This is a genomic window from Phytoactinopolyspora limicola (assembly GCF_011320225.1).
GTDB lineage: Bacteria > Actinomycetota > Actinomycetes > Jiangellales > Jiangellaceae > Phytoactinopolyspora > Phytoactinopolyspora limicola.
Window position 1 is genome coordinate 216,975 of record NZ_JAAOEN010000009.1, and the last position, 11,310, is coordinate 228,284.

Annotated in this window: 8 protein-coding genes; 6 read left to right on the forward strand and 2 right to left on the reverse strand. The window is 67.9% G+C overall.

The annotated features are described in order from the left end of the window. Window positions 1-159: 159 nt before the first annotated feature. The 5 genes from G8760_RS20340 to G8760_RS20360 are packed head-to-tail and all read left to right on the forward strand — an operon-like array spanning window position 160 to window position 5,712. Window positions 160-1,350 (forward strand): ROK family transcriptional regulator, encoded by a 1,191-nt coding sequence (locus tag G8760_RS20340; protein ID WP_166354580.1) that lies wholly within the window; start codon window positions 160-162, stop codon window positions 1,348-1,350. Next, the gene (locus tag G8760_RS20345) at window positions 1,347-2,612 is read left to right on the forward strand and encodes a Gfo/Idh/MocA family protein (protein ID WP_166354582.1); all 1,266 of its coding nucleotides are present in this window, start codon (window positions 1,347-1,349) and stop codon (window positions 2,610-2,612) included. The genes G8760_RS20340 and G8760_RS20345 overlap by 4 nt, the downstream gene beginning before the upstream one ends. A 57-nt stretch (window positions 2,613-2,669) precedes the next feature. After that, the gene (locus G8760_RS20350; protein WP_166354584.1) at window positions 2,670-3,926 is read left to right on the forward strand and encodes an ABC transporter substrate-binding protein; all 1,257 of its coding nucleotides are present in this window, start codon (window positions 2,670-2,672) and stop codon (window positions 3,924-3,926) included. Window positions 3,927-3,928: 2 nt separating this feature from the next. Further along, entirely contained in the window at window positions 3,929-4,873 is a 945-nt protein-coding gene (locus tag G8760_RS20355) for a carbohydrate ABC transporter permease (protein WP_166354588.1), read from the forward strand. Next, window positions 4,870-5,712: a carbohydrate ABC transporter permease gene (locus G8760_RS20360; RefSeq protein ID WP_166354592.1), complete on the forward strand. Its 843-nt coding sequence runs from the start codon at window positions 4,870-4,872 to the stop codon at window positions 5,710-5,712. The genes G8760_RS20355 and G8760_RS20360 overlap by 4 nt, the downstream gene beginning before the upstream one ends. On the opposite strand, the gene G8760_RS20365 is transcribed toward G8760_RS20360, so the two are convergent. Further along, window positions 5,702-8,866 (reverse strand): AfsR/SARP family transcriptional regulator, encoded by a 3,165-nt coding sequence (locus G8760_RS20365; protein ID WP_166354595.1) that lies wholly within the window; start codon window positions 8,864-8,866, stop codon window positions 5,702-5,704. The two genes, G8760_RS20360 and G8760_RS20365, sit on opposite strands and share 11 nt — an antisense overlap. 155 nt (window positions 8,867-9,021) lie before the next feature. On the opposite strand from G8760_RS20365, the gene G8760_RS20370 reads away from it, so the two are divergent. After that, window positions 9,022-9,660, forward strand: coding sequence for a LysE family translocator (locus tag G8760_RS20370; protein ID WP_166354598.1), 639 nt, complete (start codon window positions 9,022-9,024; stop codon window positions 9,658-9,660). A 310-nt stretch (window positions 9,661-9,970) separates the two neighbouring features. Here the strand turns inward: G8760_RS20370 and G8760_RS20375 are convergent. Continuing rightward, the coding region (locus G8760_RS20375) for a DUF222 domain-containing protein (protein ID WP_166354600.1) at window positions 9,971-11,310 on the reverse strand (1,340 nt) is incomplete at its 5' end.

The window sequence follows — 11,310 nt, forward strand, 5'->3', positions numbered from 1 at the left end:
TGCATTCGACATCGGCGCAAGTCCCATTTTCGGTGATCATCAGCAAGGTTATGGCGATGTAACGGTGCGAGCTTGGTGTTGATCGTCGAGTGTCGGGGCTTGACGTTGGATTAGTTTTCATGAACTCTATGGATATTCAATCCGACGACGGGAGTAGCGATGAAACGGCAAGCGGCTGGCGTCGACTTGAGCCGGCTCCGGCGGATGAACGCTCTCAGCGCCCTACATGCGGTGCGCGCCGCCGGGATGCCGCTGACGTTGACCGAGCTTGCCACCCGGACCGGGTTGTCGCGCGCATCAGTTGAGGACCTCGCGGCGGAGCTGCTCACCCAAGGCTGGATCGCCGACGTCCCGCCGGCCGCCGGCACGGTCGGTCGGCCCGCGCGGCGAGTCCGTTTCCGGTCGGAGGTCGGATACGTCGCGGGTCTCGACGTTGGACTTCACCATGTCCGTGCGGCCGTATCCGATCTCAGCGGCAACGTCCTCGCCGCGACGCACACCGCTGTCCAGCCGGAGACGCCAAGAGAAGAGCGGCTGGCCGCGCTCGACCACGTCCTGGCCGAGTGCATGCACACCGCGGGAATCGACGCGACCAGCCTCTGGGCCATCGGCGCGGGAACCACCGGCGTTGTCGACCCGGCCGGAACCGTCACTCTGTCCAACCTGGCCGCCGGCTGGACCGGCGTCGACCTGGCTGGACATCTGCGCACCCATTGTCAGGGGCCGGTTGGCGTGGAGAACGACAGCCGGGTGGCGGCGCTGGCCGAACACCGCAAAGGCGCCGCGCAGGACATCTCCGACGCGGTCTACGTCCACGCCGGTCTCCAGGTCAGCGGCGCGCTGATCATCGGTGGCCGGATCCATCGTGGATTCGGTGGTGCCGCTGCCGAGATCGGCTTGCTGCCGATGGCCGCCTGGGAATCCGCGCCGGACCACCTCACCCGCAGCCCGGCGGTACCGGATGGTGCCGCCCCGCAGGACGCTGCCGGGCTCGTGCTGGCCGCGGCCCGTCGGGGAGACACCCAGGCGATCCTGTCGGTGGACCGTTTCTCATCCGACCTCGCTGCCGGAACCGCCACCATGGTGGCCACCCTCGACCCAGAGATCGTGGTGTTGGGCGGCGGACTGGCGAGGTCGGCCGACATCCTGCTACCGCGGCTGGAAGCCGGGCTGCGGTCGATGTGTGTCCGGGTTCCCGAACTGCGCCCGTCGCCGCTGGGAGACGAATGCGTCGCGTTGGGTGCGGTTCACCTCGCGTTGGACCGGGTAGACCAGACGCTCTTCGAAACCGACGGGGAGCTGCGGTCGCCCGCGGTTCCGGCGGTCGCGGGCCACAAGGCAACCACATGAGCAGACCCGAACCGGTGCGGGTGGCGTTCGTCGGCGCTGGCCACCGTGGCCGGGCATACAGCCCCTGGGTGCGCGAACATCCCGAGCGGGCCCGCATCACGGCGGTGGCCGAGCCGCGGACCCATCAGCGGTCCATCGTCGCCGCGGACAGTGGCGCCGCCGAGTTCTCGGACTGGCGCGAGCTGCTGGCCGCGGAGAATGGTCGGCGGCTGGCCGACGCGGTGGTCATCACCACCCAGGACCGCCACCACGTCGAACCTGCCCTCGCGTTCATCGAGGCGGGATACCACGTCCTGCTCGAGAAACCGGTAGCCCCGACCGAGGCGGAATGCCGGGAGGTGCTGCGGGCCGCCGACGGCGCGGACGTGTTGTTCGGCGTGTGCCACGTCATGCGGTACACCCCGTACACCGACCTGGTGAAGTCCGTCGTCGACAGCGGCGTCCTCGGCGACATCGTCGACGTCCAGCATCTCGAGCCGGTCGGCTGGTGGCACGCGGCCCACTCCTATGTCCGCGGGCCGTGGAGCCGGGAAGCCGAGGCGACCCCGATGCTGCTGGCCAAGTCGGTCCACGACCTGGACTGGCTCACGTATGTCACCGGCCTCGGGATCCGGACCGTCGCCAGCTTCGGATCGCTGCGGCACTTCCGGCCGGAGAACCGGCCCGACGGCGCCACCGAGCGGTGTCTCGACTGCCCGGTGGAATCGTCGTGCCCGTATTCCGCGCCCCGGCTTTACCTGGGCACGCTACGGGAACGTGGACCGGTCTGGCCGGTCGACGTGATCACCGACGCCGACGACGAAGCCGGCATCATCGACGCGCTGCGCACCGGACCGTTCGGCCGGTGTGTGTACGCCGGCGGCAACGACGTCGTCGACCACCAGGTGGTCGCCATGGAGTTCGACGGCGGAGCAGCCGGCACGTTCACCATGACCGCGTTCAGCGAACAGACCCATCGCCAGACCCGGCTCTTCGGCACCCACGGGTGCCTGGAAGGCGACGGCGAACAGGTACGTGTCGTCAACTTCCGCGACGGCTCGGTCCGCCACACCGACGCGGGAATCCGGGACGGCATGAACGCGGGGGAGGGACACGGTGGCGGCGACGCCGGCGTGATGGAGGCCTTCGTCCGCGCGGTAGCCACCGGCGATCCAACGTACATCCGCTCCGGTCCACTGGAGTCACTCGAGAGTCACCTCGCCGTCTTCGCGGCGGAGAAGTCCAGGAAGAACGGCGCCGTGGTGCAGGTCCCGCAGCCGTAACCGGTGGACAGCCACCACACCCATCATCCGGTGTCACCAGACATGAGGAGACCGATCATGAGACGACGCACTACGAGACTTGGCGCCCTGACGGTGGTGTCCGGCCTCCTGCTCGCCGCGTGCGGCGGCGACGACGCGGCCACGGGCGACGGCGGCAGCGGCGACACCCAGGAGATCACCATGTGGATGTACCCGGTGATCTTCGACGAGGCTGACCACAGCGCGTTCTGGGACGAGCAGGTCGCCGCGTTCGAGGCGGACAACCCCGACATCGCCGTCAAGGTCGAGATCTACCCGTGGGCGAACCGGGACGAGGCGCTCGGGACCGCACTCGCCGGTGGCACCGCCCCCGACGTCGTCTATCTGATCCCGGACCAGATCCCGCAGTACGCACACACCCTCGCACCCGTCGACGAGTACCTCGACGACACGGCGCTGGCGGCCTACCGGCCCAACGCGGTGGAGTCGGTGAGTATGGATGGGCAGCTGCTCGGCGCGCCGATCCTGATGAGCATCAACCCGCTGGTGTGCAACAAGGCGGCCTTCGACGACGTCGGCGCCGACTATCCAGAGAGCTGGGACGACCTGCTCGCCCTGGCGCCGAGTTTCAAGGACGCCGGGTACGACGTCACCAACTACTGGGGATCGGTCGACGCAACCCTCAACACCTCGTTCTACCCGCTGCTCTGGCAGGCCGGCGGCGACGTGTTCACCGACGACGGCTCCGCGGTGGCGTTCAACAGCCCAGCCGGGGTCGCCGCGCTGAGCCTGCTCGTCGAACTCGCCGACGGAGGTTACGTCGAACGGGATCTGCTCACCACCATCCCGGCGTTCGAGCAGACCAACACCGCCAAGGGGCAGATCGGCTGCACGTGGCAGCAGGTTCCCGCCGACCTCGAACCGTTCTGGGGTGAAGAGAACATCGTGGTGCTGCCCCCGCTGCGCCAGCGGGAGAGCATCGCCTACGGCACCGTCGGCGCGTTGTCGATCATGGCCGACCCCGGCGACGCCGCTGCCGACGCCGCCGGCCGGTGGGTGTCGTACGTCAGCAGTGAGGCAGTGACCAGCGAGTACGTCGTCGCCTCCGGCTACTTCTCGCCGTACGCCCTGGACGACTCCCTGTATGCCGACGACACCCGGTACGCGGAGATGGAGACCCACCTGGATGCCGCCACCGCGGGGACACCACACGAACATGCCCGCCAGGTGATGGGCCTGCTCGCACCCGAGATCCAGGCTGCCCTGACCGGCCAGAAGACGCCCGAGGCGGCGTTGGCGGACGCCGAGAACGCGGCCGCGAATCTGTTCGACTAACGATGACCACCACACACCCACACGATTCCCGGACCCGGCCGGTGACGCCGTCCGATGAGCCGTCGCGGGCTCGCACCGCGCAACGGGTGCTCGCCCGGCGCGAGGCACGCATCGGGCTGCTGTTCGTGTTGCCCGCGTTCATCGTGTTCCTCGCGTTCCGGTTCGGGCCGGCGATCGCCAGCATGGCGCTCGCCTTCACCGACTACACGATCGGCGCCACCCCGAACTGGCTCGGGCTGGAGAACTTCCGCCGGATGCTGGACGATCCGGTGTTCTGGAGCGCGCTCAAGGTCACCGTGATGTTCACGGTCATGACGGTGCCGGTGTCGCTGGCGATGTCAGTAGGTATGGCGCTGCTGGTGCGGCGGGCCTTCCGCGGGGTCGGCCTGTTCCGGTCGATCTTCTTCCTGCCCGTCGTCACCAGCCTCGTGCTGGCCGCGACCGTGTTCACCTGGATCTTCTCCAGCAACGGTCCGTGGTCGTCGTTGATGGGACGGCTCGGCCTGCCCGAGGAGACCTGGCTGGGCAACCCCAACCTGGTGCTGCCGGCGCTGGTGGTCGTGGCGGTGTGGTCGCGGTTCGGCTACGGGATGTTGATCCTGCTGGCCCGGCTTCAGGACGTGCCCAGGGAGCTGGAGGAAGCCGCGCTCACCGACGGCGCGAACGCTTGGCAGCGCTTCCGCTACATCGTGTTTCCCCAGCTCCGGCCGGCGCTGTTCTTCCTGGCCGTCATCGAGACCACCGCGTCGTTCCAGGTGTTCGACCTGGTGTACGTGATGACCGGTGGCGGCCCCGCCCGGGCCAGCTACACACTCGTCTACGAGCTGTACGAACAGGGTTTCCGGTACTTCAACCTCGGCTATGCCAGCGCTATCGGGGTGGCGTTGTTCGTCATGACGTTGGTGGTGGCGCTGATCCAGCGCTGGGTGATCGGGAGGGACCGATGAGGCGGCGGGCATACCAGGCGCTGGAGCCATCGCGGCGGGGCAAGGTGGCCCGCGGCGCGCTCCTGGCGGTGGCGAGTGTGGTGACGCTGTTCCCGTTCTACGCGATGGTGGTGCTCAGCCTCAAACCGGCCGCCGCCATCGAGTTTCCGGGGAGCCTGCTGCCGTGGAACCTCGCCACCGAAGCATACGACCGCGTGTTGTCCGGCCAGAACCTACTGCAATGGACCTTCAACACCGCGGTGTACTCGCTGGTCAGCGTGGTAGGTGTGCTGCTGATGTCGGCGATGGCCGGATACGCGTTCGCCAAGAAGCGCTTCCCTGGCCGGGAGGCGATGTTCTGGACGTTCATCGCGATGGTGATGGTGCCGTACCACGTGACGCTGATCCCGACCTTCGTGATCATCGCCCAGGCCGGTGGTGTGGACACCTACTGGGGTCTGATCTTGCCAACGCTGGCCAATGCCCAGGCGGTGTTCCTGATGCGGCAGTTCATCGGTGGCCTGCCGGACGAACTGTTCGAGGCGGCGAAGATCGACGGTGCGTCCGAGTGGCGGATGTTCACCACCATGGTGCTCCCGCTATGTAAACCGATCCTGGCCACCTTGGGCACGTTCGTCTTCCTATGGCACTGGAACGACTTCCTGTGGCCGTTGATCGTCGGCCGAAGCAACGACATGTGGACCTTAACCGTCGGTATCGCCTCGTTGCATCAGCAGAACGTCCCGCTCAACGTGGTACTCGCCGGGTCGGTGGTGGCGTTCGTGCCGATCTTCGCCGCCTACCTGGTGGGGCAGCGGTACTTCCGGGAGGGCGTCACCATGTCCGGTATCAAAGGCTGACGTCGAGACTGGCGAGCTGCGCGCGCATGGCAGGGGCCGTGGCCTCTTCCTCTTCGGAGTGCTCCGTGCCGAGGTCGGCGAGGATGTCCAGTGCCTGCACCCAGTACTGACGGGCCAGTTCGTCGCCGCCAAGAGCGCGGTGGGCCCGGGCCAGGCCGTCGTAGGCGCGGACCTGGTCCAAGAGCTGGTCGAGATCGACAGCGAGGTCGAGCGCCTGTTGATGGTAGATGAGCGCCTGATCGGCGTCTCCGTCGGCGTGGTGGAGACGGCCCAATCCTTGCGCGGCCTCGAACTGCCAATTGCGGTTCCCGACCAGGCCCGCTTGGTCGAGGCCCTGCCGGAAACAATCCACCGCCTCGCGGCGGCGGCCCTCCCGCCGGTGAACGTCGCCCAGACACATCAGGGCGCGCAGCTCGTTCACGGCGTCGCCGGTGCTCCGCACGATCCGCAGCGCCTGCTCGTAGTGGTCGAGGGCGAGCTTGGGCCGGCCCAGAACCCGGTGGATGTGGCCGAGGCCCAGCAGCGCGTTGGTCTCGCCGGAACGACCGCCGATTGACCGAGCCTTCTCGAGCGCCTCCTGGCCGTGGTCGAGAGCCAGCTCGCACTGGTTGAGCTGGCGGTAGATGTCCGCCATAGCGGTGAGGGTGTCGACCTCGCCGATGAGATCACCGATGTCGCGAGCGATCCGCAATGCCTGGTGGTAGTGATCGATTGCCTGCTCGTGTCGGCCCAGCAGCCGGTGCAAGTGCCCAACCCCTCGCACGATGTCGAGTTCAGCGGCGCGGTCACCCGCGGCCGCGGCGATGTCGGCCGCCCGCTGGTAGTGATCCAGCGCACGCTCGTGATGACCGACGGCTCGGTGGGTATGGCCGAGACCGCGCAACGCGTCGAGTTCAGCCGCCTGCTCGCCAAGGTCCGACGCAAGATCGAGAGCCTGCTGATGACGGTCGACGGCCGCCTCGAATTGACCCAGGAACCGGTGGGCGTCGCCGAGCCCCAGCAACGCGTCCAGCTCACCGCGGCGATGGTGGGCAGCGCGGGCAGCTGACAGCGCCCGTTCGTGCAGGGCCATCGCTTCGGAGTGGTGGCAGCTCGTGTGCAGGTGCCGGCGGAGGATCCCCGACAGGTCTATGACGTGTGACGTTACGTGCCCTTCCGGGCTGCTCCGGGCCACCGCCATGAGGTTGGGCAGCTCGGTGTCGAGCCAGGTGGTGGCCTGCTCAGTGGTGGTCAGGGCGGGGATGGCGACAAGTGGATCCGGTGGGGGAGCCGGCGGACGCCGATCACATTCATGGGGATAGGCGACGTCCATGGCGGCCGCCGCGGTGCGAAGGTAATAGTCGAATAGCCGGCCAAGCGCGGTGCGGCGCGCAGCGGCGGAAATCGACTCGATGGCGAGCTCCGCGGCATAAGCACGGAGCAGGTCGTGCGGCTGGTATCGATGAGCCGGGGTGTGGTCGATCAGGTGGGTACGGACGAGAACGGCGAGCTGGCGGCGGGTGGTACGCAGATCGGGGTTGCCGGCCAGGGCGGTCAGTGCATGTACGTCGATGTCCGGTCCAGAGTGCACGCCGTAGAACCGGAACAATGTGGCCGCATCGGCGGAGAGCTGGCGGTACGACCACGAGAAGACCGCCCTGATGGCGGTGTGTGCGTCGCCATCGGCGTCGAGCAGGTCGAGCCGGGTTTCTTCGTCGGCCAGCTCGGTGACGAGGTCCGCGATATCGCCGCCGCGTTCGCGGATCCGTTCGGCGGCGATCCGCAGCGCCAGGGGTAGCCGAGCGCAGCGTTGGATCAGGTGGTGTCGTGCGTCCGGATCGGCGACACCGTCCTCGTCGAGCACTTCGTCAAGGAGATGGTGCGCCTCGTCATGGCTGAGCCGATCCACGTTGATCCGGTCGGCGCCGTCGCGCGCGGCGAGACCCGTCAGAGAGTCTCGGCTGGTGATCAAGGTGAAGCACGATGAGGATCCGGGGAGGAGCGGCCGGACCTGTTCTACGCTGCGCGCGTTGTCGAGCACGATCAGCATCCGCCGGGTGTCCACCAGCGACCGGAACCTGGCGGTGCGCTCGGACAGGTTGGCGGGGATCGCCGCACCGTCCATCCCGAGCGCCCGGAGGAACCCCGCCAGCGCGTCGTCGGCCGGCACGGGAGCGTCTGGTCCGTAGCCGCGAAGGTCTACGTAGAGCTGACCGTCGGTGAACCGATGACGGGCCCGGTGTGCCCACCGCACTGCGAGTGCGGTTTTGCCGACTCCGGCGGTTCCGGTCAGGGTGGCGATCACGGCGGCGCCATCGGCCTCGACGAGTTGGTCGAGGGTAGTGAGCTCGCTCGCCCGACCAACGAAGTGGCGGGTGTCCGGTGGGAGCTGAGCAGGGACGACGTCGATGTGGTGGCCACGGCGCTGACCCGCGCCGTCCAGATCTACCGGCTCACCGGCGAGGATCCGTTGTTCAATGGCGCGCAGCTCGAGACCGGGCTCCAAACCGAGTTCGTCGACGAGCGACTGACGCGCCGCGCGATACGCCGCCAGCGCGTCGGCTTGGCGTCCGCCCCGATACAACGCGGTGATCAGCAACGCGTGCAGCCGCTCCCGGAACGGATGCTGTAGGACCAGATCCTGAAGCTCGCCAATAACCTGAGCGTGCCGGCCAGCGGCCAACTCGGCGCTGAAGACCTCTTCATAGGCGACCAGCCTGCGTTCGTTCAGCCGCCGAATAGGGCTACTGAGTTCGAGATAGTCCAACCCTTGGTAGGCCTCACCTCGCCACAGCCCCAGGGCCTCACGCAGCACCTCGACGGCGCGGTCGGGCTGTGCCCCGCGCAGCTGAACACCCCGGTCGATGAGTGACTCGAACAGCTCGGCGTCGAGCTCGTCCGGCAAGACGTTGATGACATAACCGCCCGCGGCGAACACCAACCGGTCTGGTTCGGCGAGTGCCGCGCGCACCTTGGACACGTGCATGTGGAGCCGCGGCACCCGTTTCGGATCCGGAGCCGAGCCCCACAACGCCTCGGCCAGCGTGTCGACCGGGACCGGCTCATTCGCCCGGGCGAGCAACAGGCCGAGCAAGCCCTGCCGGAGCGCGCCGCCCAAGGGCACATCCTCGCCGCCCCGCCGGACCCGGACCGGACCAAGAACCTGAAACTCCATCGACCTTCCCGACGCACCAGCACTTCTTGACGTTCAGCTGAGTATGCCGGAAGTCCTGCTCTCATACCGGGAGCGGCGATCAGCGGGAGTTAAGCCGATGTATAGCGGCCGCCAGCAGGCTGGCACTCGAACGAGCGCAAGCCGGAGGAGCCGTCGTGCCGACATCGACAGAGTGGCTGATCTACCTTGGCGTCACGATCATCATCGTGATCACACCGGGGCCCGGGATGATCTACGTCTTGGCCCGAAGCCTCAACGGGGGACTCCGAGAGGGAACTCTCTCGGCGTTGGGTAACGCACTCGGCGTTCTAGTCCACGTGGTGGCCGCGGCGCTTGGCCTGTCAGCGCTGCTGGCGGCTTCTCCGGTGGCGTTCACCGCGGTGAAGCTGGCTGGTGCCGGATACCTCGTCTACCTCGGGGCACAGGCGATCCGGCACCGAAACGTCGGGTGTGGCGCGGGATTGTCCGCCGGCCGGCACGCAACGCGTGGCACCGGCACCCGGTCCGCGGTCCGGCAGGGCGTGGTCGTTCAGGTGCTTAACCCGAAGACCACGCTGTTCTTCATGGCGCTGCTGCCGCAGTTCGTTCACGCCGAACGTGCGGCGCCGGCGCTGGTGTTCACCCTGCTCGGGGTGGTCGCGGTGATTCTGGCGTTGACTGTGGAGCTTATGGTCGCGGTGGCCGCCGGGCGGGCGCGTGATCGGCTGATCGGCCGTACTGGTTGGCAGGCGCGACAGCGGACTGTCGGCGGCTGTCTGATGATTGGGCTGGGAGCATTCGTAGCGATGGCGTAACCGTTAGAACGGGGGTGCATCGGGTTTGTCGGGTGCATCGGGTTCATCGGGTTTGTCGGGTCTATGTGGTGCGTCGGGGGCGATGCGGGGGAGGGTGACCATGTGTGTGTGGCCGGTGGGGCTGGTCCATTGTTGGCGGCCGTTGCCGAGGTGTTGGATGGTCCATCCGGCTCGGTGTTTCTGTATGTGGCAGGGTTTGCAGAGGGCTGAGCAGTTGCAGGCTGAGGTGGGGCCGTTGGGCCAGGGGGTGCGGTGGTCGATCTCGCATCGTTGGGCGGGGTGGTGGCAGCCGGGTGCGATGCATTCACGGTCACGGAGGAGGACGAAGTCCACGAGCTCTTGGGGTGGGGTGTAGCGGGTGGTGCCGTAGTTGAGGGCGTGTCCGCCGGCGGGGTGGGTGCCGACCCAGCGCCAGAACCCGGTGGCGGCGAGGGTGCGGGTGGTGTCGGCGTCGATGGGGCCGTAGCCGTCGAGGTGGGCGGGGTGTTCGTCGAGGCCGAGCAGGGTGGTCATCGGTACGGTGATGTTCACGGTGACGGGGCCGCCCGTGGGTGTGGGCGAGGCGGGCACCGGCCACCGAACCGCATGAAACGCATACCTGGCCGCCGAGGTGTCCGGTGGTCAGCGACATCCACCCGAATGAGGCCAGCGCGTCGGCGCGGCGTTGTGCCCGTGACCGCCGGTCCCGACCCCGCTCCCGGCCTTGCTCTCGGGTCTGGCCCCGCTCCCGGCCTTGCTCTCGGGTCTGGTCCCGCTCTCGGGCTTGCTCTTGGGTCTGGTCTCGTTCCCGGGTCGGGTTCTGCTTTGAGTGCGGGCCCGGCTGGTGGTCGGGGTCTGGGTTGTGGGGGTGGTCGGCGGCGGCGTTGAGGGCGGTGAGGATGGCGGTGGCTTCTTCGGCGGGGAGGTAGGCGATCAGCCAGGCCATGCCGTCGTCGCCGGGTTGTAGCCATACGTCACGGCGGTCGCGGGCTTGGCGGTGGCGGCGTTTCGCCCCAGCCGCGTCGAGTTCGTGGAGCAGCTCGTTGATGACCCGGGATAGTTTCACGTCGGTCCAGCCATGGACGAACGGGAGGACCGCGTTCTGGATCAGCTCGGCCACATCGGTGTCGCATTTGGTGAGTGCGCGGGTCAGGATCCGCGCTTTCACCATGTCCAGGCGGCCGTCGCGCAACGCGTGGTGGACCCTGGGGTAGTCCTCGACCAGAGTGACCGCGTGATCGACGAGTTTCTCCGCTTGGGGTTTCGTCCACGGTCGTACCGCGCACAACGCTGCCGCGGTGACCGGGACCGGATGCAACGACGCGAACCGGGCACCGTCGTCGTCGGGGCTTAGCTCGTCGCGGCGGGTCAACTCGGTGGCCGCGTCGGCCTGGCGGGCAGCAGCCCAGGCGATGATCCGTTCCCACCCCGCGACCGTGTCAGCGAGCTGGTGCACCCCCACCTCGGCCAGGGCCAGTGTGTCCAGCACCACCGCCAGCCGGGTTCCGGGGAGCATGCCCGCGATATCGGACTCATCCACCCCGGGTACGTCACCCAACGCCTCGAACCCACCCGCCAGACCACCTACGCCCACACCCGGGTCAGCAGCTAACGACGCCGTGATGGTTGCGTGCACGTACTCCGGGTCATACCCCTGAAACTCGCCGTCCC

Coding starts and splice junctions, on each gene's coding strand:
- G8760_RS20340 (WP_166354580.1), top strand. CDS start 160: ATGAAACGGCAAGCGGCTGGCGTCGACTTGAGCCGGCTCCGGCGGATG.
- G8760_RS20345 (WP_166354582.1), top strand. CDS start 1,347: ATGAGCAGACCCGAACCGGTGCGGGTGGCGTTCGTCGGCGCTGGCCAC.
- G8760_RS20360 (WP_166354592.1), top strand. CDS start 4,870: ATGAGGCGGCGGGCATACCAGGCGCTGGAGCCATCGCGGCGGGGCAAG.
- G8760_RS20365 (WP_166354595.1), bottom strand. CDS start 8,866: ATGGAGTTTCAGGTTCTTGGTCCGGTCCGGGTCCGGCGGGGCGGCGAG.
- G8760_RS20350 (WP_166354584.1), top strand. CDS start 2,670: ATGAGACGACGCACTACGAGACTTGGCGCCCTGACGGTGGTGTCCGGC.
- G8760_RS20355 (WP_166354588.1), top strand. CDS start 3,929: ATGACCACCACACACCCACACGATTCCCGGACCCGGCCGGTGACGCCG.